The organism is Kineococcus sp. R86509, from assembly GCF_042466365.1.
Lineage (GTDB): Bacteria > Actinomycetota > Actinomycetes > Actinomycetales > Kineococcaceae > Kineococcus.
Window position 1 is genome coordinate 3,117,713 of the sequence record NZ_JAXHCE010000001.1, and the last position, 23,821, is coordinate 3,141,533.

Consider the following 23,821-nt stretch of genomic DNA (forward strand, 5'->3'; position numbering starts at 1 on the left):
GCAGGATGGCCGTGTGCCCACCACCGAGGAGCTCGAGCGCGTGCTGCGCGGCGCGGGCCTGCGGGTGACGCAGCCGCGCCTCGCCGTCCTCGACGCGGTGCACGCCCTGCCCCACGCGGACACGGAGGCCCTCATCGGCGCCGCCCGGTCCCGCGTGGACGGGGTCTCGCACCAGGCGGTGTACGACGTGCTGCGGGTCCTGACCGACAACGGCCTGGTGCGACGCATCCAGCCACAGGGTTCCGTGGCCCGCTACGAGGCACGGGTGCACGACAACCACCACCACCTCGTGTGCCGGGTGTGCGGGGACATCACCGACGTCGACTGCGCCACCGAGCAGGCGCCGTGCGTCACGCCACCCCTCGTCGACGGTTTCGACGTCGACGAGGCCGAGGTCATCTACTGGGGCCGGTGCCGGTCCTGCGCGACGACCCCGGCCCCCTCCACCGATTCCTCCGAACCCGTTCCCCCAGCAGAGAGAAGCACTTCGTGACCGAACTCGACAAGGCCCAGTCCCAGTCCACCAGCGAGAGCGAGAACCCGGCGATCAAGTCGCCGACGCCGGCCACGAACGGCCGGCCCCGCACCGCGCAGGACTGGTGGCCGAACCAGATCGACCTGTCCGTGCTGAACAAGCCGTCGCGCGACTCCGACCCGTTGGGGGAGGACTTCGACTACGCCGCCGAGTTCGCCAAGCTCGACGTCGCGGAACTCAAGCGCGATCTCGTCGAGGTCATGCACACCTCGCAGGAATGGTGGCCGGCGGACTGGGGCCACTACGGCCCCCTGTTCATCCGGATGTCCTGGCACGCCGCGGGTACCTACCGCATCGCCGACGGCCGCGGTGGTGGCGGTGAGGGCGGGCAGCGCTTCGCACCGCTGAACAGCTGGCCCGACAACGCCAACCTCGACAAGGCGCGTCGCCTCCTGCTGCCGATCAAGCAGAAGTACGGCCGCAAGATCTCCTGGGCCGACCTGCTGGTCCTGGCCGGGAACGTGGCCCACGACGACATGGGCCTGAAGACCTTCGGTTTCGCCTTCGGCCGTGCCGACAACTGGCAGCCCGGTGAGGTCTTCTGGGGCCCCGAGGACACCTGGCTCGGCGACGAGCGCTACCAGGACGACACCCCGCTGGACCTCGAGGAGGGTCACCTGGCGGCGGTCACCATGGGCCTGATCTACGTGAACCCCGAGGGCCCGAAGGGACAGCCGGACCCGCTGGGCTCGGCCCACGACATCCGCGTGACGTTCGGGCGCATGGGGATGAACGACGAGGAGACCGTCGCGCTCGTCGCAGGCGGCCACACGTTCGGCAAGACCCACGGTGCCGGGAACCCCGAACTGGTCGGCGTGGAACCCGAGGGCTGCCCCGTCCACGGCAACGGCCTGGGCTGGAAGAGCGAGTTCGGCACCGGCAAGGGTGCGGACGCCATCACCAGCGGTCTCGAAGGGGCGTGGACCCCCACGCCGACCCAGTGGGACAACACCTACTTCGAGACGATGTTCTCCCACGAGTGGGAACTCACGACGAGCCCTGCCGGGGCCAAGCAGTGGAAGCCGAAGGACCCCGCGGCGGGCGACCTCGTGCCGGACGCGCACATCGAGGGCAAGCGCAACGCCCCGATGATGCTCACCAGCGACCTCGCGCTCATGGCGGACCCCGTCTACCACGAGATCTCCAAGCGCTTCTACGAGAACCCCGAGCACTTCGCCGACCAGTACGCCCGCGCCTGGTTCAAGCTGCTGCACCGCGACATGGGCCCGCGCAGCCGTTACCTCGGGCCGGACGTCCCGGCCGAGGAACTGGTCTGGCAGGACCCGACCCCCGCCGTCGACCACGAACTCGTGGGTGAGGCGGAGGTCGCCGACCTCAAGCAGCGCCTGCTCGCCGCGGGGCTGAGCGTCTCGCAACTGGTCCACACCGCCTGGTCCGCGGCGGCGTCCTTCCGCGGCACCGACAAGCGGGGTGGCGCCAACGGCGCACGCCTGCGTCTGGAACCGCAGCTCGGCTGGGCCGTCAACGCGGGCGTCGCCGACGTCCTGCCGGTCCTCGAGCGCGTCAAGGACGAGTTCGAGGCGGCGACGGGGAAGAAGGTCTCCCTCGCCGACCTGATCGTCCTCGGCGGGAGCGCCGCGGTGGAGAAGGCCGCGCTCGACGCGGGCGTCTCCCTCACGGTGCCGTTCTCGCCCGGCCGCACGGACGCCACCCAGGAGCAGACGGACGTCGAGAACTACCGCTGGCTCGAGCCGCGGGCCGACGGGTTCCGCAACTGGATCGACCCGTCGAGCAAGCTGCACCCCGAGACGCTGCTGCTGGACCGCGCCGGGATGCTCGAGCTGACCGCCCGCGAGATGACCGTCCTCATCGGCGGTCTGCGGGTGCTGGGCGCGAACACCGGCGGCGTGCAGCACGGGGTGTTCACCGAGACCCCGGGCGTCCTGTCCCAGGACTTCTTCCGCAACCTCCTGGACCTGGGCGTGCAGTGGCGGACGGCCACCGACACCGAGGGCGTCTACGAGGGCCTGAACGCCGCCGGCGACGTCGTCCGCACGGCCACCGCCGTCGACCTGGTGTTCAACTCCAACTCCATCCTGCGCGGCATCGTGGAGGTCTACTCCGCCGACGACGCGCAGGAACTGTTCGTCCGGCACTTCGCCGCGGCGTGGCAGAAGGTCATGGAGCTCGACCGCTTCGACCTGCGCTGAGCACCACCCGGGAGTTCTGAACCAGGGCACCGGAAATCGGGGACGCCCCGGCCCGCGCACCGCGGGCCGGGGCGTTCCGCTGCCCGGCGGACCCTGGCCACGACCCACGACTGGCGGGCTCACCGTCTGGCGCGGAAGGTGGCCCCGTGACCACCCCCCGTCGAGCTCCCCGCCCCACCGATCCGGTCACCCACGCGGAGGTCCTCGTCGTCGGCGGTGGCAACGCGGGCATCTCGCTGGCCGCCAAGCTGCTGCGCGACGGTGCCCAGGACGTCGTGGTCCTCGAGCCGTCCCCGGTGCACCGCTACCGCCCGTTGTTGAACTACGTCGGGGCGGGTCAGGCCGCCCCGGCCGACGTGGAACGGCCCATGGCCTCGGTGGTCCCGGACGGCTGCCGGTGGGTGCAGGACGCCGTCGCGTCGGTCGACGCCGAGACCCGCACGGTGCGGACCCGGCGGGGGGCGAGCATCGGCTACACCACGCTCGTGCTCTGCCCGGGCATGCGTGAGGACTGGGCGGCCACCCCGGGTCTGCAGGACGCCTACAGCTCCGGCTGGGCGGGATCGACGTACGTCCCGAGTTCCGCCCCCCTGGTGTGGCCGGCGCTGACGGGGATCCGCACGGGTCCGGTCGTCTTCTCGATGCCGCCGGAACCCGCACCCTGCGCGCCGACGGCGTTGAAACCCCTCTTCATGGCCTGCGACCACTGGCGCCGCCGCGGCGTGCTGGCCGACCTCGACGTCACCCTGGTGATCCCCGAAGACCAGGCGCTGGGGGTGGCCGGGGCCGACGAGCACCTCGAGGTGGCCTTCGCGTCCTACGGCATCACGGTGCTGCGGCGCTCGCGGGTGCAGGCCGTGGACCCGGTGCTGCGTGCGGTGGACATCGTCACGCCGGCCGGGACGCGGCGGGTGGACGACGTCGCCTACGCCCACCTCGTGCCCCACTACCGCGCCCCGGAGTGGATCACCGAGAGCGGCCTCGGCGACGCGGGCCCGGCCGGACTCGTCGACGTCGACCCCGCGACCCTGCGGCACCAGCGCTTCGGTGACGTCTGGGCCATCGGGGACGCCGCCTCGATCGGCACCCGGTCCTCGGGCGGGGCCCTGCGCAAGCAGGTCCCGGTCGTGGCCCACAACATCGCCGCGGCCGCCCGGGGGCGCCGGTTGCGTTCCTACGACGGGTACACCGTGATGCCGGTGACGACCGCCCGCGACCGGCTGATGCTGGTGCAGGCCGACCGGAAGGGCCCGCGCCCGCTGAAGCTCCCGGACCCGTTCGCGCCGCGCCGGGCCGCGTGGTGGCTCGACCGCTACGTCCTCCCGCAGACGTACTGGCACCGTCTGCTGCGCGGCAAGGTCTGACCGGCCCACCCGACCGGGGGAGCCTTGCCCGGTCGAGGTCCGCTGTGTTCCACTCACCCCGCTCCACCTCACGACCCACCGACCGGCGGGTGCACGGCCTGCGCGGCGCAGGTGAGACGTCCTCTCCCGAAAGCGCAGTCGTGTCGTGAAGCAGATGCACCTCGGAGTCTTCGAAGTCCTCGGTCCCCAGGTCGGCGGGACGCTCAGCTGGCCCCACCCCCGCTCGGCCGGTGCGAACTTCACCTCGCTCGACCACTGGGTGCACCTCGCCCAGGTCATCGACCGGGCGGGTTTCACCTTCCTGTTCCTGGCCGACACCTTCGGCTACCCGACCGCCGACGGCGAACTGGCGGAGACGGCGGCGGCCCGGGGCATCAACTTCCCGACCCTGGACCCGGCGGTCGTCGTCACGGCGTTGGCGCGGGAGACGGAACGCCTCGGGTTCGTCGTCACCTCCCCGACCGGCCTCGACCACCCCGTGCAGACCGCTCGGCGCTTCGCCACGCTCGACCACTTCACCGAGGGCCGCATCGGCTGGAACATCGTCACGGGATCGGCGCAGGACGTCGTCGCCGAACTCTTCGGGCACGACGAGATGGTCCTGCACGACGAGCGGTACGCGATGGCCGACGAGTACGTCGACACCGCCCTGAACCTCTGGGAGGGCAGCTGGGAGGACGACGCCCTGGTCGTGGACCGTGCGGCCGGGCTCTACGCCGACCCAGCCAAGATCCACCGGGTGTCGTTCGAGGGCCGCTGGTTCCGGTCCTCCGGCTACTTCGCCTCCCCGCCGTCACCCCAGCGGACACCCGTGCTGTTCCAGGCGGGGACGTCGGAGCGCGGACGGGCCTTCGCGGCCCGCAACGCCGAGGCGGTGTTCGTGCAGGCCACCACGATGGACGCCACCGCGCAGGCCATCGCCGACATCCGGGCCGAGGTCGCCGCCCACGGGCGGGATCCGCAGTCGGTCACCACGATCATCGGGGTCACCGTCGTGGTCGCCCCCACCCACGCGGAGGCGGTCGCCCGACGCCGCGAGTTCGAGGCGTTGCAGTCGGACGAGATCGTCGCCGCGCTCTACTCGCACAACACCGGCATCGACCTGCTCTCGCTGGACCCGGACGGAACCCTCGAGCAGGTCCTCGGTCGGGGAGCGGCGGGCCAGACCGGTCAGACGAACATCACCCGGTTCACCGGTGGTGACGGCGAACCCGCGAAGACCGTCCGCGAGGTGCTCGACGCCCTGCGCGGCCGCGGGACACGGGGTTTCGCGATCACCGGGGACCCCGTGGAGGTCGCCGACGGGCTCGAACGGATCCTGGACGCCACCGACCTCGACGGGTTCATGCTGGAGCCGGTCTTCGCGCCGCGCGACGTCGAGGACTTCGTGGACCTCGTGGTGCCGGTCCTGCGCGAGCGCAGTCGTCTGCCCCAGGTCCCCACGACGGGAACCTTGCGGGAACAGTTGTCCGGTCGGGGTTCGGCCCACCTCGCCACCGACCACCCGGGAGCGTCCCGTCGAGCGAGACCGGGAGGGGCCGAACCCGCACGGACTACTGCTTCAGCGCCTGCACCAGCAGGTCCGCCGCGGCAGCGGACGACCCCGGGTTCTGACCGGTGATCAGCACCCCGTCCTCGAGCACGTAGGAGCCCCAGTCGGCGCCCTTGGAGTAGTCGCCACCGAGGGCGACGAGTTCGTCCTCGACCAGGAACGGCACGACGTCGGTGAGGCCGACGCCCTCTTCCTCCGAGTTGGTGAAACCGGTGACCCGCTTGCCCTTCACGACCGGGGTCCCGTCCTCGTCCACCACGTGGCGCAGCACGCCCGGGGCGTGACAGACCAGTGCGGTGGGCTTGCCGGCCCGCAGGAAGTCCTGGATCAGGCTGATCGAGTGCTGGTCCTCCGCGAGGTCCCACAGCGGCCCGTGGCCGCCGGGGTAGAACACCGCGTCGAAGTCGGCCGCGTCGACGGTGGACAGGACCTCGGTGGAGGCGAGCGCGGCGAGCGCCTCGGGGTCGTTCTCGAAGCGGCGGGTCAGCTCGGTCTGGGCGTCCGGTTCGTTGCTCTTGGGGTCCAGCGGGGGCTGGCCGCCCTGGGGGGAGGCGAGCGTGAGTTCCGCGCCGGCTTCCTTCAGCCCGTAGTACGGCGCGGCGAGTTCCTCCAGCCAGAAGCCGGTCGTGCGGCCGGTGTCGCCGAGCTGGTCGTGGGAGGTCAGGACGATCAGGACCTTCATGGGGAGTGCGCCTCGCTGGGTTTGGTGGGTACGGCCGGTGGTCCGGCGGTGGTGGGAACACTAGACGACCGGTCTAGTCGCGTCTAGTCTCGTCGTCGTGACCCTCGACACGCCCGGTTCCTCGACCGCCGTCCAGCCGCTCGGGCCGGGTGCCTGGCGGCGCCCCGCGTTCGGGGCGCTGGTCGTCGCCTGGGGCGCGAACATGTTCGCCTCCCTGCTCCAGACCTACCGGGGCGATCTGAGCCAGGTGCAGGTGACCACGCTGTACGGCGCCTACGCGCTGGGGCTGATCCCGGCGTTGCTGGTGCTGGCCCGGCTCTCCGACCGGTGGGGACGACGGGCCGTGCTGGGTTCCGGACTCGTCCTGTCCGCCGTGGGAACCCTGGTGATCCTCTTGTCCGGCAACGACTTCGCCGGCATCCTCGCCGGCCGGGTGCTGGTCGGGGTCAGCGCCGGTGCCGCACTGGCCCCGGCCACCGCCTGGATCCGGCGGCTCTCCGACGACGCGGGCTCCGGGGCCGCCGGTGCCCGCCGGGCCGCGAGCGCGCTCACCGGTGGGTTCGCCCTGGGGCCACTCGTCTCCGGGATCGTCGTCCAGTGGTTCCCGGCGCCCCGCCCCGTGGCCTACCTGCTCCACGTGGTGCTCGTCGGGGCGGCCCTGCTGGCGCTGCGCGGAACGCCGGAACCGCCGGCCGCCCGACCGAGCGCCGGCACGATCCCCGGACCCGGTCTGCGCACCGTGCTGGGCGGGCGGCTGTTCCTGTTCGCCATCGTCACCACCGCACCGTGGGTGTTCGGGGCCGCGACCACGGCCCTGGCGGCACTGCCCGTCCTGGTGCCGCTCGGTGGCTACGGTGCGGTCGGCAGCGGGGTGATCGCCGCCACGACGCTCGGCGCGGGCATCCTCGTCCAGCCGCTGGCGCAACGTCTCGAGCGACGATCTCCCGCCACGCCGTTCCGGGTCGGGGTCCTCGCGGTGGTCGTGGGCATGCTGGTCGCCACCGTCACGGTCGCGACCGGGTCGGTGGCCCTGCTGGTCGCCACGGCGGTGGTCCTCGGCTCCGCCTACGGCCTGCTCCTGGTCAGCGGGCTCCGACTGGTCCAGGCCCTCGTGCCGGACCAGCACGCAGCGGTGGCGACAGCCGTGTTCTACGCCCTGACCTACGTGGGGTTCGCGGCTCCGGTGGTGATCCAGGCCCTCGCGCAGGTCTGGAACCCCGAGGCGGTGCTCGTGGGCGTCGCCGCCCTCGCGGTCCTGAGCCTGGTGTCCACCTCGCTCGCGTGGACCCGCCGCCGCGCCGAGGCCTGAGTAGGCTCCGCCCGGTGAACCCCGACGTCGTCCAGCGCGCGTACTCGGCGCTCGCCGACCGCTACGTCGAGACCCTGGGAACCATGGACGTCGTGCACCCCGACGACCTCCGGCTGATCGAGCGACACCTGGGGCGTCGCCGCGGGCCGGTCCTCGACCTCGGGTGCGGCCCGGGGCACCTGACCGCCCACCTGCACGAACACCTGCACGCGGCCGGGGCCGACGTGACGGGGATCGACCTGGTGCCGGAGTTCGTCGCCCACGCCCGCGCGACCTACCCCGGGGTCGCGTTCGAGGTGGGTTCGCTGACCGGGCTCGACCGGCCCGACGGGACGGTCGCCGGCGTCCTCGCCTGGTACTCGCTGATCCACGTCGAACCCGCCGACCTCGACACGGTCCTCGCTCAGCTCCGCCGGATGCTGACGCCGGGAGGTTCGCTGGTCGTCGGGTTCTTCGACGGCGAGGTGTGCGAACCGTTCGCGCACACCGTGATCACCGCCCACCGGTGGCCCATTGACGAGTTCGTCCGCCGACTGAGCGCGGCTGGGTTCGAGGAGGTGGAGCGGGCGCAGCGGGGCCAGGAGGGCAGACGGCGTCCGCACGCCGTGGTCGCCGCGCGAGCGGTCTGACCCGTGGACGTCCCCGCGGGTCTCCTCGGGAGCCCGTTGTTCGCCGGTGGAGCGGGCGCACGGTGGTTGTCCGGGTTGCCGTCCCTGCTGGCCGGGGTGAGCGAACGCTGGCACCTCACCGTCGAGGACGGGGAACCGGTGCGCCACGGAGCCCACGCGGCGGTCGTCCCCGTCCGACGGGGTGGGGAACGGATGGCGCTGCGGCTCGCCCCGCCGGAACCGGGGGTCGTGGCGGCCCTCGAGGCCTGGGACGGTGACGGTGCGGTGCGGCTGGTCGCGGCCGACGAGGACCGGGGGGCGCTGCTGCTCGAACGCCTCGACCCTGCGCGGTCACTGCTCGACCTGCCGCCGGTGGAGGCCGCCCGCGTGGCGGGCCGGCTCGTCCGTCGGCTCGCCGTCCGTCCACCGCCCGGGTTGCCCACGACCTCCGGGCAGGCACGGGCCATCGCGACGGAGTGCCGGGGTGTGCCGGACGAGTCGATCCCGGGGGTGTGGCGGGACGAGGCCGCGAGGTGCGCCGGGGAACTGGCGCGCGGGCGCGGGGAACCCGTTCTCGTGCACGCCGACCTCACCCCGGAGAACGTCCTGCACCGCCCCGGCGGGGGTTTCGTCGCGGTGGACCCCCGGCCGGTGGCGGGAGACCCGGAACGCTCCCTCCCGGAGTTCCTGCTGCGCAGCGTCGACGGGTGCCCCGGTGAGGGGGAGTTGCCGGAGGTGTTCGACGCCTTCGTGACCGCCGGTGACCTCGACCCGGGACGAGCGCGCCGCTGGCTGGTCGCGCGCACCGTGCAGTACTGGGCGTGGGCACTGGGAGCGGGGCTGACCGAGGACCCGGTCCGGTGCCGCCGGCTCCTCACCGAGTTCTCGCAGGCGCAGCCCGGTGGTGGGCCCACCGGGAGCGCCTACCGTGGTTCCGTGAGTTCTTCCCCGGTCCTGCCCGTCCTCCTCGACCGGGTTCCCGAGCGGTACGAACTGGACGAGGCGTTCCGGGCCGCGTTCGCGGCCAGTGCCGGTCGTCGTCTCCTGGTGTCGCTCATCGGCCTGGTCCTCGTGCTCGCCGGAGGCGCCCTGCTGCGAACGCCGTTCCTGGCGCTGGTCGTGGCCGAGGACGGTGTGCACGTGCGGACCGCGAGCGGCTCGAGGTCGCACACCGTCCGGGTCGACGTCCGCGGGATCGCGGAGCGACCGCACGTCCTCGTCCTGGAGCTCGGTACCAGGCTGTTCCTGGCCGTCCCGCGGCGGGTGTTCCCCTCCCCGGAGGTCGTGGAGTTCGTGCGCCGGACCGTCGCCGAGCGTGCGCCGGGACCCACGCGCTGACCGATCGCCGTCACCGGAGGTAGCGTCCGGGGGTGGAGACGATCGAGTTCCGGATCCTCGAGGAGCAGTTCCCGACGGGTCTGCACTCCTCGATCGCCCCCTTCCTCAGCGGTGTTCCCCTCGCGGCCCTGCTGCGCAAGGTCGAACTCCCGGCCGCCCGACGGCGGGGGGACCCCTCCCTGGCCGGCTGGTACGCCGGGCTGACCGGGACCGGGATCTGCTGGCCCTCCCGGTACTACCTCGGGGAACCCGCCGCGGGCTCGGGGACCGTCCTGCTGGGCTGCACCTGCGGCGAGGCGGGGTGCTGGCCCTTCTCCGCCGTCGTGCGGGTCGAGGACGACACGGTCACCTGGTCCGACTACCGTCACGGGTTCCTGGACGCCGACTACCGCGAACTGCGACCGTTCACCTTCGACCGGCGGCAGTACGAGGACGCCGTCCGGGCGACGGCCGACTGACCCGACCCGAGGAGGACCCGTGCCGACCAGCTCGGGCACGGACTACACCGGCGACGACTTCTACTGCGACGTCGCCCTGCCGGACCCGCAGGCCCTCCGGGTCGTGCACGAGGACGACGAGGTCCTCGCCTTCCACCACACGAGACCGTTCTGGCCGACCCACGTCGTGATCGTCCCGAAACGGCACATCGCGTCCTTCACGACGGTCACGGCCGCCGACGAGTCGACGGTCCGTGCGCTCCTGCGCGTCGTGCAGCGGATCGCCCGGGAGGTGGAGGTCCGCGAGGGCGCCGCAGCGGTCCTCACCAACCTCGGCACCTACCAGGACTCCAAGCACCTGCACGTGCACGTCCACTCCGGACGGCAGCTGCGGGACTGACCCCTACTCACCGTCGCCGAGGACGAAGGGGTACACCGCGTCCGCGCCCGCACGACGCACCTGCCGGGCGGCGACCGTCAACGTCCACCCGCTGCGGGTGCGGTCGTCGACGAGCAGGACGCGTTTGCCGGCGACGGGGGCGTCGTCGGGGAGTTCGAACCGTCGCGCGACCTGGGACAGGCGGTGGGCGGAGTTCACGTCGCTGCGGGTCAGGGAGTCGTCCAGCAGGCGGAACGTCGCGAGGACCGGGAGACCGGTGTAGCGCGACAGACCGTCGGCGAGGTGAGCCACGAGCTGGGGCCTCGAGGCGGAACACAGCGCCACGATGCCGTCGAGGGCCAGGTCGCGGGCCCAGTCGTCCAGGACCGCCGCGGCCGCGTGCCGCAGCGGGACGGGGGTCTCGCCGTCGGGAACACCGGTGGCGAAGAGCTCGCGGACGGCGTTGCCCCAGCCGAGGTCCGTCGTGCGGGCGACCGCACGTCCGGTACCGGGCTGTTCGGCCGGTGCGATCTTCCCCGACACGGCGACGTCGAGGGCCTTCATGCCCGAGGGCCACATCTTCTTCGGTTCCAGCGGAACCCCCGGCCGGTCGAGGTCGGCCCCGGCCCGGGTGACGGCGCTCTCGTCGACGTCGCGCGACACCTGGAACCCACCGCAGTTGTCGCAGCGTCCGCAGGCAGCGGCGTCCGGGTCGTCGAGGGCGCGGCGCAGGAACTCCAACCGGCACCCCGTCGTGGCGACGTAGTCGATCATCGACTGCTGCTCGACCTCACGGGTCTGCGCGACCCGGGCGTAGCGTTCGGTGTCGTAGTTCCACTCCGCGCCCGTCGCCTGCCACCCACCGCGAACCCGCTTGACCGCGCCGTCCACGTCGAGGACCTTGAGCATCATCTCCAACCGGTTGCGGCGCAGCGTGACCCGCGCCTCGAGGGCCGGGGTGGACATCGGTGTTCCGGCGTCACCGAGGACGCTCAGCGCGAGCCGGACGTCGTCCTCGGCGGGGAAGCCGATGGAGGCGAAGTAGCGCCAGATGTCGCGGTCCTCGGCGCCCGGCAGCAGGACGACCTCGGCGTTGTCGATGCCACGACCTGCACGCCCGACCTGCTGGTAGTAGGCGATCGGGGAACTCGGCGCCCCGAGGTGCACGACGAACCCGAGGTCCGGCTTGTCGAAACCCATCCCCAGGGCGCTCGTGGCGACCAGCACCTTGATGCGGTCGTTCACCAGGTCGTCCTCGGCCTGCAACCGCTCGGCCGGGTCCGTCTGCCCCGTGTAGGGCACGGCCTCGATCCCGTGCCCGCGCAGGTGCGCCGCGACGTCCGCGGCCGCCGACACCGTGAGCACGTAGATGATCCCGGAACCCGGGAGTTCCGGCAGGTGCTGGACCAGCCACGCGAGGCGGTGGGCGTGCGTGGGCATCGACACCACGGCCAGCCGCAGCGACTCGCGGTCGAGGGAGCCCCGCAGGACCAGGACGTCCTCGAGGGTTCGCGTCCCCGTCACCGACAACTGCTCGGCGACGTCGGCCGTCACGCGCTCGTTCGCCGTCGCCGTCGTCGCGAGGACCGGGATGCCCTCGGGGAGGTCCGCCAGCAACGTCCTGATCCGCCGGTAGTCCGGTCGGAAGTCGTGGCCCCAGTCGGAGACGCAGTGCGCCTCGTCCACGACGAGCAGGCCCGTCGTGGCGGCCAGCGGCGGGAGGACCTCGTCGCGGAAACCGGGGTTGTTGAGGCGCTCGGGGGAGACGAGCAGGACGTCGACCGCCCCGTTGCGGACGTCCTCGTAGACCCGGCCCCAGTCCTCGCCGTTCGTGGAGTTCACCGTCACCGCGTGCACCCCGGCCCGTTCGGCGGCCGCGATCTGGTTGCGCATCAGGGCCAGCAGGGGGGAGACGATGACCGTCGGACCGGCCCCGCGGGCGCGCAGCAGCGCCGTCGCGACGAAGTACACCGCCGACTTCCCCCAGCCGGTGCGCTGCACGACGAGCGCGCGGCGACGATCCGCCACCAGGGCCTCGATCGCCGTCCACTGGTCCTCGCGCAGCCGCGCGTCGGGGCTGCCGACGAGCCGCTGCAGCACCTGCTCCGCCTCGGCGCGCAGGGCGGTGCGGTCGAGGGTCGTCGCGGAGGGGGCGGTGGCGGCGGGCATGGGCAGGACTCTGCCACCGACGTCCGACACGGGCCCACCGCCGTCCACAGGTGTCCGGGCCCGGGGGGCGGGGATCAGACCGGCGGCTGCGGGTCGTACTGGATCCCGCGCCGCACCTCGCGCGCCCGTTCGACCCCGGCCAAGCGCGACACCAGGTGCAGCGCCATGTCGATGCCCGCCGAGACCCCCGCGGAGGTGATCACGTCACCGTCGTCGACGAAGCGGTCGTCGGGGCGCACGTCGATGCTCGGGTCGAGCTCCGCCAGCACGTCCAGCGAACCCCAGTGCGTCGTGGCGGGGCGGCCGCGCAGCAGACCCGCCGCCGCGTAGACCAGCGACCCCGTGCAGACGCTCGTCATCAGCGGGACGGCCTCGCGCTGCGCGCGGACCCAGTCCAGGTGCTCGGGGTCGACGAGCTGGGGGCGGGTGCCGCGACCCCCGGGGTGGAGCAGGACGTCCAGCGGCGGGGCGTCGGCGAAGGAGTGGTCCGCCCCGACGAGCAGGCCCTTCGCGCACCGCACGGGTCCCCCCGTCCGCGACAGGCAACTCACCGACCAGCCGTCGTCGGGGAAACCACGCGCCCAGAAGGCGAGCACCTCCCAGGGACCGACGGCGTCGAGCTCCTCGACACCGTCGAAGAGGACGATGCCGATGTTCCGCGTCTCTGCAGCAGTGGTCACGGCGCCAGTCTGCCGCCCGGCGGGACGGGACCCGCCGCGAGGAGCGCGACCGCGCGACCCCGCCGCCGCAGGAGCCGTCGGAGGTACGGCGCGAGGACGACCCGGGCGACGACACAACCGGCTGCGCCGCAGGGGAGCGCCACGTCCATCCGGTCGTGCATCAGGGTTCTTCCCGGCCCCGCGCGCACGAACAGGTGCTCGTGCCGCATCCGGGCGAACGGGCCGTCGACCTGTTCGTCGACGAAGAACCCCGGGCGTTCGTGGGTGGTGATCCGGCTCGTCATCGTCCACCACACCCCGAGGTGGTGCGCGGAGAACGTCACGTCGTCGCCCAGCTGCAGGACCCGTCGACCGGAACTCGTCGAGGCGGTCTCGGAACTCCCGGCCAGCGACGCCGCGTGCACGTCGACGTCGAGCTCCAGGTCGAAGACGACGCCGGGTTCCGCCTCGACGACGGTGACCACCTCGATCCGGGTCACCCGGCCCTCCCTCCTCACGCGGGCGCCGAGAACACCAGGGAGTACCGCCAGAACAGGTGTCGACGGATCGCCGCCCCGGGGGTCTGACGAGCGGCGGCGGCCCGCACCTGCGTGAGGGTCGACACCGCAGGAGCCGTCGGGGCGGAACCCGCGACCCGACGCTGCCGCAGGTTCTTGACCCAGCCCACCACGAGGTTCGCCGGCACGGCGAGCAGGCTGAGGGCGACGTCGCTGCGGGACTCCTCCCGGTACACGCCGAGGACGACGAGGGTTCCGCCGGGGGCCAGGAGCTCGCGCAACCGGCGCAGCGCGGGTTCGAAGGGGACGTGGTGCAGCACGGCGAGGGCGGTGACGACGTCGTAGCCGGGTTCCAGGGCCGCGTCCCCGAGGTCCGCGACGCGGTAGTGGACGCGGTGGTCGACGGGGAGGCCGGAGGTGAGTGCACGGGCCGTCGCGACGACCCGTGCGTCGCGGTCGACGGCGTCGACGTGGCGGGCGCTGCCCGCGAGCCGACGGGCGAACTCGCCGGTCCCGCAGCCCACGTCGAGGGCCCGGCCCACCGGCCCGGGCAACCGGCGCAGGATCCACCGGTGGTGGTGGGCGTTGTGGTCCCAGGGGTGCTCGCGCATCCACGCGTCGCACCCGCGCAGGACGATCCCTCCGAAACCCCGCACCGGACCTCCCTCGTGGGGAGGCAGTCAAGCACGCCCGCACCGGTCGAGGGGCGGCTCGCCGTCACCGATCGGCCACCGTGACCTCCGTCGCGCACGAGCCGCGGTCCGAGCACGGGTCGACGACCCGTCGTCGCGCTGCTGCTGGTCGCACGGGACAGCAGCGCGGCCGCCCCCCCGTTACCTTCTTGATCACCCCGCAAGGGGTGGCAGGCCACCGCCGCCGGCATGACTGACTTCCCCTGTGCACCCATGATCTGGGGGGTGTTGTCACCGGCGGCGGCGGACGCCGGCGATCGCTCATAGGGACCTGCAAGATCGTCATCGCTGTTCGTAACGTGGCTGCTGACGCGGGTGTCTCCGTCGGCCTGCCGCTGGATCAGGGACGACGACACGGAGGTCAGCGGGTGGCACGAACCGAACGCCCCTACGAGGTGTTCTGCGGCATCGACGTCGGCAAGAGCTTCCACCACGCCTGCGCCCTCGACCTCGACGGTCAGCGCCTGCACGACAAGGCCCTCACCAACGACGAAGCCGAACTGCGCGCGGTGTTCACCAAGCTCCAGACCCACGGGAGGGTCCTGGTCGTCATCGACCAGCCCGCCTCGATCGGCGCTCTGGCGATCGCCGTCGCCCGGGCGATGAACATCGACATCGCCTACCTGCCGGGCCTCACGATGCGCCGCCTGGCTGACCTGCACCCCGGACAGTCCAAGACCGACGCCCGCGATGCCTACGTCATCGCTGACGCCGCCTTGTCCCACCCGCGGACGCTGCGGCGGGTCGGGACCGATGATGAAACCCTGGCCGACCTGTCCGTCCTGGCCGGCTACGACGACGACCTGAACCAGCAGTCCACCCGACTCACCAACCGGCTCCGAGACGCGCTCCTGCACGTCCACCCGGCGTTAGAGCGACTGCTGGGCAAACACATCGATCGTGGTGGAGTCATCGACCTCCTCGCCACCACCGGGACGCCGGAGGCGATCGCTGCCCTCGGCGAGGACGGAATCCGCGAGGTCATGCGCCCGCGATCCCCGCGACTGGCGAAGACTCTTCCGGCAAAGATCCTCACCGCACTGGCCGAGCAGAGCGTCACCGTTCCCGGCACGGCAGCGTTCGGTCGGATCATCACCGGCGTCGCCTCCCAGCTGCGTCAGGTCGGCATCGAGCGGAAGGAACTCGCCGAGGATCTCGAGGTCCGCCTGGAGGCCCACCCTCTTGCCGGGGTCCTGACCTCGATGCCTGGTCTCGGGTTCAGGACCGCCATCAAGATCCTCACCATCGTCGGCGACGGTTCCGCGTTCCCGACCGCTGCGCACCTGGCCTCCTACGCCGGGCTGGCGCCGGTGACCAGAAGTTCAGGCACGTCTATCAGGGGCGAGAGTCACTCTCAACGCGGTAACCACGCACTGAAGAATGCCCTGTTCCTCTCAGCGTTTGCCGCACTGTCCGACCCCGATAGTCGGGCCTACTACGACCGCAAACGGGCCCACGGGCGCCGTCACAACGCGGCCCTGATCTGCCTGGCCCGACGTCGGGTCGATGTCCTCTTCGCGATCCTCCGGGACAAGCAGCCCTACCGACCGGGTCCGGCCGCTGTCGCGGCCGGACTGGCTATCGCCGCTTGACGAAGACCATAGGGACACCCCCCGCCGCCTCGCCGTCACCGAGCGGCTCGAGGCGCCGGGCGGCCTCGCCTCCCGCCCCACCACGGGCCACCTCCGGCTGCCGCCGCGACGTTCCTCGGGGCAGCCCCTGCTGCTGCGCGGCACCGTCGCGGCCGGCGCTCCGGTCGAGGAGGTCCGGGGCGTGAACGCCCCCACCGGCGCCCACCGGTGGGCGAGCTCGTGGGGTCGGGGAGCCGGTGCCGGAAGTCGGTGCTTCACTGCCTGGGTGCGCTACGTCGTGATCGGGGCAGGAGCGATCGGCGGGACGATCGGTGGACGACTCGGCCAACACGGTCACGAGGTCGTCCTGGTCGCCCGTGGGTCCCACGCGGACAGGTTGCGGGAGAAGGGGTTGCGACTCCTCACCCCCACGGGTCCGGTGGAGCTCAACGCCCCTGTGGCCAACTCACCGGCCGACGTCGTCCTCACCCCCGACGACGTGCTGGTGCTGGCCGTCAAGGTCCAGGACGCCGCCGGTCTGCTCGCCGACTGGGCGGCCGCCCCGGTCGGTGACTCCACCGCCGGGCACGAGCTGCCGATCGTCTGCGCGCAGAACGGCGTCGAGGGGGAACGGCTGGCCCTGCGGTGGTTCCGCCGGGTCGTCGGCGTCTGCGTGTTCCTGCCCGCGACGCACCTCGAACCGGGCGTCGTCAGCTCCGAGGGGGCCCCGGTGTCCGGTGGTTTCGTCCTCGGTCGCTACCCCCGCGGTCGGGACGAGCTCGTCGAGCAGATCGCCGCCGACCTGGCCGGCGCCGGGTTCGCGACGATCGTCAGCGACGACGTGATGGCCGCGAAGCGCGGCAAGCTCATCGACAACACCGGCAACGCCCTCGACGCCGTCTGCCGTCCCGAGGACGGCAGCGACGCGTTGCGGGAGGAGGCCCGGGCGGAAGGGCTCCGGGTCCTGGAGGCCGCGGGAACGCCACCGCTGGGCCGGGCCGAGGCCCTGCCGGAACTCGCCGAGATCGGCTTCCACACGGCCCCCGTCGCGGGCAGCGAACGGCTCGGGTCCTCCAGCTGGCAGAGCCTGCACCGCGGGGGCTCCGTCGAGACCGACTGGCTCAACGGCGAGGTCGTCCGGCTCGGTCGCGAGCACGGGGTGGCGACACCGGTCAACGAGGCGTTGCAGGTCCTGGCCGACGCCTCCGTGCGGGGAGGCCTCGGGCCCAGGGCCTTCGGGGTGCAGGACGTCAAGGCGCTCGTGGCGAGCGTCGGGGGGGACCAGGCGGCTGCCACCGGGACCCACCTGAGAGGGTGAGCCCCATGCGCGTCGACCACGTCGGCTTCGCCGCGGGCCCCGAGGGGCTGCAGGAGACCGCCAGGTCCCTGGCGGCGCGACTCGGCGTGCGCGTCGTCGACGGGGGTCCCCACCCCCGCTTCGGCACCCGCAACGTCGTCCTGCCGCTGTCCGGGGGCAGCTACGTCGAGGTCGTCGAGGTCCTCGACCACCCCGTCGCCGAGAAGGCGCTCTTCGGGCGGGCCGTGCGCGAACGGACGCTGCAGGGCGGGGGCTGGTTCAACTGGTCGGTCGTGGTCGAGGACCTGGCCTCCTTCGCGGAACGCCTGGGCGAGACCGCCGAGGAGGGTGTCCGGCGCCGTCCCGACGGGGTCGAGCTGCGCTGGCACCAGATCGGTGCGCCCGCGCTCAGCGAGGAACCGCAACTGCCGCTGCTCATCGAGTGGGACGGGCCGGACACCCAGCACCCCTCGGCCATCGCGCTCGCGGGCGGCAGCCGCCTGGCGGGGCTCACCATCGCCGGCCAGCGCGAACGGGTCCGCGGCTGGCTCGGCCTGCCGCCGGACTTCAGCGCCGACCGCATCGACTTCACCTGGCTCGACGTCGTCGGAGGACCGCGCAGCACGGGACTGCGCTCGGTCCGCTTCGAGACCCCGCGCGGAACCGTCGAGATCTGATGGACTGGTTGCCCGGCTGGATCCCCTCGATCACGGCCTCGGCCATCGCGCTGCTCGTCGTCGACCTCGTGGTGCGCCTCACCGCCATCGCCGTGGTCCCCGTCAACCGGCGTCCGAGTTCCGCCCTGGCCTGGTTGCTGACCATCTTCTTCATCCCCTACATCGGGGTCGTGGCGTTCCTGATCATCGGCAACCCGAAGCTGCCCCGCAAGCGCCGCCGCAAGCAGCGGGAGATCAACGAACTCATCCTGTCCTCGACCAAGGGGATGGACCTCGTCTCCTCCGACCACCCGTGGCCGCCGTGGCTGACCGGGATCGTCGAGCTGAACCGCAACCTCGGGGCGATGCCGCTGGTCGGCGGCAACCAGGCCCAGCTCGAGGGGGAGTACGACGAGGCGATCCGGGCGATGGCGCGCTCGATCGACGGCGCTCGCGACTACGTGCACGTCGAGTTCTACATCATGACCAAGGACCCCACGAGCGAGCCGTTCTTCACCGCGCTCGAACGCGCCGTCGAGCGCGGGGTCAAGGTCCGGTTGCTGCTCGACCACGTGGGGTCGTTGCGCTACCCCGGCTACCGCCGCACGATCCGCTTCCTCGAGGACGTCGGCGTCGAGTGGCACCCGATGCTCCCGGTCCAGCTGCACAAGCTGAAGTACCAGCGTCCCGACCTGCGCAACCACCGGAAGCTCCTCGTCATCGACGGCGACGTCGCGTGGATGGGGTCGCAGAACGTGCTGGACCGCAGCTACAACAAGCGCGGGAACCTCAAGCGCGGACTCCAGTGGCAGGACCTCATGGTGCGCCTCGAAGGGCCGATCGTCGCCGGGGTCGAGGCCATGTTCATCACCGACTGGTACTCCGAGACCGACGAACTCCTGGAGACCGAACGACCCGAGGTCTCCCCGGTCGGATCACCCGGGCGCCTCGAGTGCCAGGTCGTCCCCAGCGGCCCCGGGTTCGACGGCGAGAACAACCTGAAGCTCTTCAACGCGCTGCTGTACTCCGCGCAGCGCACCATCTCCATCACCAGTCCGTACTTCGTGCCGGACGAGTCCATGCTCTCCGCCATCACGACGGCCGCCGAACGCGGGGTCGACGTCGAACTGTTCGTCTCCGAACTCGGCGACCAGGCCCTCGTCCACTACGCCGAGTGCTCCTACTACGAGAACCTGCTGCGCGCCGGGGTCCGCATCCACCGCTACCCCGCGCCGTACGTGCTGCACGCCAAGCACATGACCGTCGACGAGGAGGTCGCGGTCATCGGTTCCTCGAACATGGACATGCGCTCGTTCCTGCTCGACCTGGAACTCACGCTGATGGTGTGCGGGCGGGAGTTCTGCGACGACCTGCGCCGGGTCCAGGACGAGTACCGGGCGAAGTGCACGGAGCTCACCCTCGAGCAGTGGCTCGCGCGACCGCGCTGGAACGTCATCAAGGAGAACCTGTCCCGCCTGACGTCGGCGCTGCAGTAGGCCGGTCCAGTCCCAGCCTCGCCAGTTCGAGGTCGGCCAGCGCCCGCACCGCCGCCGGGTCCTGGCCCTGCCAGGCGGCGGCCGGATCCGCGTGCACGGCGAACAACCGGTCCGGCGGGCTCGACGCCAGAGCGCGCAGAGCCAGGACGCGGTCGCCGCCACGGGTGCCGGCGAGCCGCCCGGCCTCGCGCGCACGTCGCGCCCACCGGAGGCGTTGGGCCAGGCGGACCGCCGTGACGCACAGGATCGGCAGCAGAGCGGTCAGCACACCGAGCAGCGTCGCCACGTGCAGGACGGACTCGATCTGCGCATCGGCGGCACCGGCGAGCGAGGTGGCGCTGTCGGCCGAGCGGTCCAGGACCCCGGCGAGGTCGTCGCCGATCAGCGGGGTCCGCGCGGCGGTCCGCCCGGCGGCGGTGAGACGGTCCGCGAGGTCGCTCGAACCCGCGGAGAACTGCCGTGCGGGGTCGACGGCACCGGCGATGACCCCGTGCACGGTGGTTCCGGCGAGGACGCTCGCCAGCACGGCCAGCAACCACAGCAGGTCGGCTGTGAGCTGCCGGTTCCGGCGGGCGCGACGGTCGGCGTAGAGCTTCACCCGGCGCGCTCCACGACGCCGGTCCGGTTGTCGTGCAACGGGTCGAGCTGGGTGTCGAGCGGCTCCGGGACGTCGGGGACCACGGTGGAGGAGGTGGTGTTCCTGGTCAGCCGGTCCATCGAGGGACGTTCAGCGGAGGTCGTCGCGCACGGTCCGGCGGCGAGCGCTGCGGACGACGAGGACCAACCCGACGATCGCGATGATCGGGCCGAGCACCGCCCAGAGCGTCTTGCCGCTCATTCCCGATCCACCGAGCACGTCCAGACCCTGCAGGGTGAAGAGGACCCCGGCGGCGGTGATGACGATCCCCACGATGGTCCCCACGATTCGGCTCATCTCCGCGACGCTACAGCATTCAACAAAGCGGGGTAGGTTTCCGTCATGACGCCGTGGAAGCGGGTGCACCGGGGCCCGCCGGTGAGGACCGGTGCGGCGGAAACCGTGGTGTCCGACCGGGACGGTGCGCCGGTGGGCCGCCGGATCGCGCTGGGACTGCTGGGGCTCGGGGCGCTGGGGGTGGTCACCGGCACCCGCGCCCAGGACCTCGCCCTGCGCGTGCTGGCTCCGCTGCAGAACCGCGACCCGACCGGACTGCTGTCGCTGCTGCCGGTGGGAAACACCTTCCGCTTCTACTCCGTGACGGCCAGTGCGCCGGTGCGCGACGAGGCGTCCTACCGGTTGCACGTCTCGGGTCTCGTCGAGCGCCCGCTCGAACTCACGGTGGCCGATCTTCGAGCCATGCCGCAGGTTGAGGTGGTGCGTGACTTCCAGTGCGTCACCGGGTGGCGGGTGCCGCAGGTGGCGTGGAGTGGCGTGCGTGTCTCGGTGCTGCTGGAGGCGGTCGGCGTCCAGGAGGCCGGCACCGCCCTGCGTCTGACGTCGTTCGACGGGACGTACACCGAGAGCCTCACCCTGGAACAGGCCCGGTCGGCCGACTGCATCGTGGCCCTGCGGATGCTCGGTGCGGACGTGACCCACGACCACGGCGGCCCCGTCCGCCTCTACGTCGCCCCGATGTACGGCTACAAGAGCCTGAAGTGGCTCGAAGGGATCGAGGTGACCGCGCAGGTGCAGCCGGGGTACTGGGAGCAACGCGGCTACGACGTCGACGGTTTCGTGGGTTCCTCGAACGGACGTGAGATCGATGAACGGACCTGAGGCCGGCGCCGCTCCCGGTGTCGACGACCTCGAACGCGGCCGGGTGCTCCCGCGTTTCGCGGCTCCCACCCGGTGGGTCCACGGGGCGACCGCGGTGTTCACGATCGTCTGCGTCCTCAGTGCCGCGGTGCTCTACGACGGAACCCTCGCCGTCGCGGTCGGCCATCGTGGGCTGGTGGAGCACGTCCACGTCTACACCGGGTTCGCGTTGCCCGTTCCGCTGCTCGTGGGCGTCGTCTTCCGCAGCTACCGCGAGGACGGCCGCCGGCTCAACCGCTGGACCGCGCGCGACTGGTCCTGGCTGCGCCGTCGCACCCGCCGGGACGGAACGCTCCAGGTCGGGAAGTTCAACGCCGGGCAGAAGACGAACGCGGCGCTCTCGGTCGGCTCGATCGCCGCCCTGCTCGTCTCGGGTCTCACGATGTGGTTCCCGCAGCTGGCGGGCATCGCCTGGCGCAGCGGGGCGACCTTCGTCCACGACTGGTTCGCGCTGGCCTTCGGACTGCTCGCGGTCGGACACGTCGCGATGGCCCTGCGCGACCCGCACGCGATGACGGGTATGCGTACCGGGCGGGTGCCGTTGCGCTGGGCCCGCCGCGAGCACGGCGCCTGGGCGCGCGAACTCGCCGGGGAGCCACCGCTCGTCCCGGACCCACCCTCGAGCACCTCGCGCGACCACTGACACCTGTCGCCCGACCCTGACCTCGCGTCAGCCGAGGAGTTCGTCCACCCAGCACCACCGCCACGCCTCGCCCGGTTCGGCGCTGACCATGGCGGGGTGCGCGCTCTCGCCGAAGTGGGCCCGGGCGTGCCGCAGCTCGGAGGAGTCGCAGCACCCGGTGTACCCGCAGGCCAGGCAGGTCCGCAGGTGGACCCAGGCCACCCCGGCCGCGACGCACTCCGCGCACTCGGTCGGCGGCTCGCCGTAGCGCTCGGTCGCCTCGTCGCGCGAGCACCCGGTGCGCAGGTGGGCGCAGCCGCCGTCACCGCGCGGGGCGAGCCGGCGGTCGAGGGCGAGGGGTTCGAGGTCCTCGAGGCGGTCCAGCAGGGCCTCCTCGAAGTCGACGTCCGCGAGCGCCCGCTGCAGCACCTCCGGTTCCGCGGTGCCGCGGTCGCGGGCGGTGACGACGATGGTGCGCTCGGCGGCGAGCATCTCCAGGCGGAGGCGGTGGTAGACCGCCGACGGGGTCATCGAGTCCGACAACGGCCGGCCGAGGCGTTCCCAGGCGGCGTGCGAGCGCGACTTCGAGCGGCCGCGCAGCTGCATCACCACGTGCCGGGGTTCCTCCCCGGTGAGCAGTTCGTCCAACCGCCGCATCCCGGCCTGGGCGGCCGCGTCGCCCAGGGCCGCGGCCTGCAGGGCGTCCTCCGCGGGGTCCGGTGCGGGCAGTCCGACGCGGCGCACCACCCAGGGCAGGCTGAGGCCCTGCACGAGCAGGGTCCCGACGACGACGGCGAACGCGGCGAGGAGCAGGACGTCGCGGCCCTCGACGTCCTCGGGGATGAGCTGCGCGGCGGCGAGGGTGACGACCCCGCGCATGCCGGCCCAGGACAGCAGCAGCGAGATCCCCGGCGACCAGGCCTTCGGGCGCAGGTGCGGCACGGCGTGGAAGACCCCGGCGGAGGCGAAGACGAACACGAACCGGGCCGCGATCGTCGCGACGAGCACACCGAGGCAGACCAGCAGGATGCGACCACCGGAGAACCCGCTGTCGGCGGCTCCGCGCAGCAGCAGCGGGAACTGCAGACCGATGAGCACGAAGACCGCGTTCTCCAGCAGGAACGCCACCGTCCGCCAGTTCAGCGTCTCCGCGACCCGGGACGCGGCCGTCTGCACCGTCGGCGAGACGTGCGCCATCGCCAGCCCCGTCACCACGACGGAGAGGACGCCCGACACGTGCAGCGCCTCGGCGGGCAGGAAGGCGAGGTAGGGCGCGACGAAGGAGACCGCGGTGTCCAGGACGGGGTTGCGGATCCGGGTCCGCACCAGGGCCAGGACGGCGGCGACGACCCCGCCGATGAGCACCGCGCCGACGACGGCGAGCAGGAACTCGCCCCCGATGTGCAGCGGGGAGAGCTCGGTGGTGAGGGCGGACGTCGCCGCGGCGAGGGCGATGAGGGCGGAGGCGTCGTTGAGGAGGCTCTCCTCCTCGAGGAGGGTGGCGACCCGGCGGGGCAACCCCAGGCGGCGGCCGATGGCGCTCGCGGCGACGGCGTCCGGCGGGGCGACGACGGCCCCCAGCGCCATGCACGCCGCGAGGGCGACCCCCGGCAGCAGCAGCGACGTCGTCCACCCCACCGCGAGGGTGGTGAACACGACGAGCACCACCGACAGCAGGACCGTCGCCGTCTTGTTGCGGGTGAAGTCGACCAGTGACGTGCTGGCCGTCGCCGCGTAGAGCAGCGGGGGCAGTAACCCGTTGAGGACGACCTCAGAGCCGAGGCTGAAGTCCGGGACGGCCGGCACCAGCGAGACGACGGCGCCGACCACGACGAGGACGAGGGGGGTCGGCCAGCCGAAGCGGTCGCAGACCGCCGACACCAGGCACACCCCGACGGTCAGCGCCACGAGCGCGATCGCGATCTCCACGAGCGGACCCTACGACCCCCCGACCGGTGGGTGGTGGGCTGC

The 23,821-nt window shown here is 72.4% G+C and carries 24 protein-coding genes; 15 read left to right on the forward strand and 9 right to left on the reverse strand.

Annotation, left to right across the window (positions count from 1 at the left end; genetic code table 11):
- The first annotated feature begins 13 nt into the window (after positions 1-13).
- From SJY07_RS15190 to SJY07_RS15205, 4 genes are all read left to right on the forward strand, one after another.
- Positions 14-493: a Fur family transcriptional regulator gene (locus SJY07_RS15190; RefSeq protein ID WP_380160238.1), complete on the forward strand. Its 480-nt coding sequence runs from the start codon at positions 14-16 to the stop codon at positions 491-493.
- Positions 490-2,706, forward strand: coding sequence for a catalase/peroxidase HPI (katG, locus tag SJY07_RS15195; protein WP_380160240.1), 2,217 nt, complete (start codon positions 490-492; stop codon positions 2,704-2,706). The genes SJY07_RS15190 and katG overlap by 4 nt, the downstream gene beginning before the upstream one ends.
- Positions 2,707-2,852: 146 nt before the next feature.
- Complete coding sequence (locus SJY07_RS15200; RefSeq protein WP_380160242.1) at positions 2,853-4,070, forward strand: FAD-dependent oxidoreductase; 1,218 nt, start codon at positions 2,853-2,855, stop codon at positions 4,068-4,070.
- Between the two features lie 154 nt (positions 4,071-4,224).
- Entirely contained in the window at positions 4,225-5,691 is a 1,467-nt protein-coding gene (locus tag SJY07_RS15205) for an NtaA/DmoA family FMN-dependent monooxygenase (protein ID WP_380162347.1), read from the forward strand.
- On the opposite strand, the gene SJY07_RS15210 is transcribed toward SJY07_RS15205, so the two are convergent.
- On the reverse strand, positions 5,624-6,304 hold the full coding sequence (locus SJY07_RS15210; protein ID WP_380160243.1) for a type 1 glutamine amidotransferase domain-containing protein: 681 nt from the start codon (positions 6,302-6,304) through the stop codon (positions 5,624-5,626). The genes SJY07_RS15205 and SJY07_RS15210 overlap by 68 nt on opposite strands.
- A gap of 97 nt (positions 6,305-6,401) precedes the next feature.
- On the opposite strand from SJY07_RS15210, the gene SJY07_RS15215 reads away from it, so the two are divergent.
- Genes SJY07_RS15215 through SJY07_RS15235 form a run of 5 tightly spaced genes read left to right on the forward strand, consistent with a single transcriptional unit; the run spans position 6,402 to position 10,396 of the window.
- Positions 6,402-7,613 (forward strand): MFS transporter, encoded by a 1,212-nt coding sequence (locus tag SJY07_RS15215; protein ID WP_380160245.1) that lies wholly within the window; start codon positions 6,402-6,404, stop codon positions 7,611-7,613.
- Positions 7,614-7,627: 14 nt separating this feature from the next.
- On the forward strand, positions 7,628-8,242 hold the full coding sequence (locus tag SJY07_RS15220) for a class I SAM-dependent methyltransferase (RefSeq protein WP_380160247.1): 615 nt from the start codon (positions 7,628-7,630) through the stop codon (positions 8,240-8,242).
- Positions 8,243-8,245: 3 nt separating this feature from the next.
- Entirely contained in the window at positions 8,246-9,559 is a 1,314-nt protein-coding gene (locus tag SJY07_RS15225) for an aminoglycoside phosphotransferase family protein (protein WP_380160249.1), read from the forward strand.
- A 32-nt stretch (positions 9,560-9,591) separates the two neighbouring features.
- Entirely contained in the window at positions 9,592-10,017 is a 426-nt protein-coding gene (locus tag SJY07_RS15230) for a hypothetical protein (RefSeq protein ID WP_380160251.1), read from the forward strand.
- 19 nt (positions 10,018-10,036) lie between these two features.
- On the forward strand, positions 10,037-10,396 hold the full coding sequence (locus SJY07_RS15235; protein ID WP_380160253.1) for an HIT domain-containing protein: 360 nt from the start codon (positions 10,037-10,039) through the stop codon (positions 10,394-10,396).
- A 3-nt stretch (positions 10,397-10,399) separates the two neighbouring features.
- Here the strand turns inward: SJY07_RS15235 and SJY07_RS15240 are convergent, their stop codons facing one another.
- The 4 genes from SJY07_RS15240 to SJY07_RS15255 form a co-directional block, all read right to left on the reverse strand.
- Positions 10,400-12,544 carry a RecQ family ATP-dependent DNA helicase gene (locus SJY07_RS15240; protein ID WP_380160255.1) on the reverse strand — a complete coding sequence of 715 codons (2,145 nt, stop codon included), beginning with the start codon at positions 12,542-12,544 and terminating at the stop codon, positions 10,400-10,402.
- 74 nt (positions 12,545-12,618) lie between these two features.
- Positions 12,619-13,224: a DJ-1/PfpI family protein gene (locus SJY07_RS15245; protein WP_380160257.1), complete on the reverse strand. Its 606-nt coding sequence runs from the start codon at positions 13,222-13,224 to the stop codon at positions 12,619-12,621.
- Positions 13,221-13,703, reverse strand: coding sequence for a cyclase/dehydrase (locus SJY07_RS15250; RefSeq protein ID WP_380160259.1), 483 nt, complete (start codon positions 13,701-13,703; stop codon positions 13,221-13,223). The genes SJY07_RS15245 and SJY07_RS15250 overlap by 4 nt, the downstream gene beginning before the upstream one ends.
- 14 nt (positions 13,704-13,717) lie before the next feature.
- Complete coding sequence (locus SJY07_RS15255; protein WP_328293389.1) at positions 13,718-14,377, reverse strand: class I SAM-dependent methyltransferase; 660 nt, start codon at positions 14,375-14,377, stop codon at positions 13,718-13,720.
- 404 nt (positions 14,378-14,781) lie between these two features.
- Here SJY07_RS15255 and SJY07_RS15260 point away from each other — a divergent pair, with 404 nt between their 5' ends.
- From SJY07_RS15260 to cls, 4 genes are all read left to right on the forward strand, one after another.
- Positions 14,782-16,005 carry an IS110 family transposase gene (locus SJY07_RS15260; protein ID WP_380160261.1) on the forward strand — a complete coding sequence of 408 codons (1,224 nt, stop codon included), beginning with the start codon at positions 14,782-14,784 and terminating at the stop codon, positions 16,003-16,005.
- 265 nt (positions 16,006-16,270) lie between these two features.
- Positions 16,271-17,302: a 2-dehydropantoate 2-reductase N-terminal domain-containing protein gene (locus SJY07_RS15265; RefSeq protein WP_328293388.1), complete on the forward strand. Its 1,032-nt coding sequence runs from the start codon at positions 16,271-16,273 to the stop codon at positions 17,300-17,302.
- 5 nt (positions 17,303-17,307) lie between these two features.
- Positions 17,308-17,958: a VOC family protein gene (locus SJY07_RS15270; protein ID WP_328293387.1), complete on the forward strand. Its 651-nt coding sequence runs from the start codon at positions 17,308-17,310 to the stop codon at positions 17,956-17,958.
- Positions 17,958-19,433 (forward strand): cardiolipin synthase, encoded by a 1,476-nt coding sequence (cls, locus tag SJY07_RS15275; RefSeq protein WP_328293386.1) that lies wholly within the window; start codon positions 17,958-17,960, stop codon positions 19,431-19,433. The genes SJY07_RS15270 and cls overlap by 1 nt, the downstream gene beginning before the upstream one ends.
- Here the strand turns inward: cls and SJY07_RS15280 are convergent.
- Genes SJY07_RS15280 through SJY07_RS15290 form a run of 3 tightly spaced genes read right to left on the reverse strand, consistent with a single transcriptional unit; the run spans position 19,393 to position 20,367 of the window.
- Positions 19,393-20,031, reverse strand: coding sequence for a hypothetical protein (locus SJY07_RS15280; RefSeq protein ID WP_380160264.1), 639 nt, complete (start codon positions 20,029-20,031; stop codon positions 19,393-19,395). The genes cls and SJY07_RS15280 overlap by 41 nt on opposite strands.
- Positions 20,028-20,150, reverse strand: coding sequence for a hypothetical protein (locus SJY07_RS15285; RefSeq protein WP_328293384.1), 123 nt, complete (start codon positions 20,148-20,150; stop codon positions 20,028-20,030). Before SJY07_RS15285 ends, SJY07_RS15280 begins: the two co-directional genes overlap by 4 nt.
- A gap of 10 nt (positions 20,151-20,160) precedes the next feature.
- The gene (locus SJY07_RS15290) at positions 20,161-20,367 is read right to left on the reverse strand and encodes a hypothetical protein (protein WP_328293383.1); all 207 of its coding nucleotides are present in this window, start codon (positions 20,365-20,367) and stop codon (positions 20,161-20,163) included.
- Positions 20,368-20,412: 45 nt separating this feature from the next.
- On the opposite strand from SJY07_RS15290, the gene SJY07_RS15295 reads away from it, so the two are divergent.
- Positions 20,413-21,189, forward strand: coding sequence for a molybdopterin-dependent oxidoreductase (locus tag SJY07_RS15295; RefSeq protein ID WP_380160266.1), 777 nt, complete (start codon positions 20,413-20,415; stop codon positions 21,187-21,189).
- A complete protein-coding gene (locus SJY07_RS15300) occupies positions 21,176-21,871 on the forward strand; it encodes a cytochrome b/b6 domain-containing protein (RefSeq protein ID WP_380160268.1) in 696 nt (231 codons plus the stop codon). Before SJY07_RS15295 ends, SJY07_RS15300 begins: the two co-directional genes overlap by 14 nt.
- Before the next feature lie 27 nt (positions 21,872-21,898).
- Here SJY07_RS15300 and SJY07_RS15305 read toward each other — a convergent pair whose 3' ends face one another.
- Positions 21,899-23,779, reverse strand: a complete 1,881-nt coding sequence (locus tag SJY07_RS15305; RefSeq protein ID WP_328293380.1) for a cation:proton antiporter — start codon at positions 23,777-23,779, stop codon at positions 21,899-21,901.
- Between the last annotated feature and the right edge of the window lie 42 nt (positions 23,780-23,821).

Bases quoted from the DNA above. Each gene is read 5' to 3' on its own strand.
- SJY07_RS15205 (WP_380162347.1), top strand. From the start codon at position 4,225: ATGCACCTCGGAGTCTTCGAAGTCCTCGGTCCCCAGGTCGGCGGGACG.
- SJY07_RS15210 (WP_380160243.1), bottom strand. From the start codon at position 6,304: ATGAAGGTCCTGATCGTCCTGACCTCCCACGACCAGCTCGGCGACACC.
- SJY07_RS15240 (WP_380160255.1), bottom strand. From the start codon at position 12,544: ATGCCCGCCGCCACCGCCCCCTCCGCGACGACCCTCGACCGCACCGCC.
- SJY07_RS15270 (WP_328293387.1), top strand. From the start codon at position 17,308: ATGCGCGTCGACCACGTCGGCTTCGCCGCGGGCCCCGAGGGGCTGCAG.
- cls (WP_328293386.1), top strand. From the start codon at position 17,958: ATGGACTGGTTGCCCGGCTGGATCCCCTCGATCACGGCCTCGGCCATC.
- SJY07_RS15285 (WP_328293384.1), bottom strand. From the start codon at position 20,150: ATGGACCGGCTGACCAGGAACACCACCTCCTCCACCGTGGTCCCCGAC.
- SJY07_RS15290 (WP_328293383.1), bottom strand. From the start codon at position 20,367: ATGAGCCGAATCGTGGGGACCATCGTGGGGATCGTCATCACCGCCGCC.
- SJY07_RS15295 (WP_380160266.1), top strand. From the start codon at position 20,413: ATGACGCCGTGGAAGCGGGTGCACCGGGGCCCGCCGGTGAGGACCGGT.
- SJY07_RS15300 (WP_380160268.1), top strand. From the start codon at position 21,176: ATGAACGGACCTGAGGCCGGCGCCGCTCCCGGTGTCGACGACCTCGAA.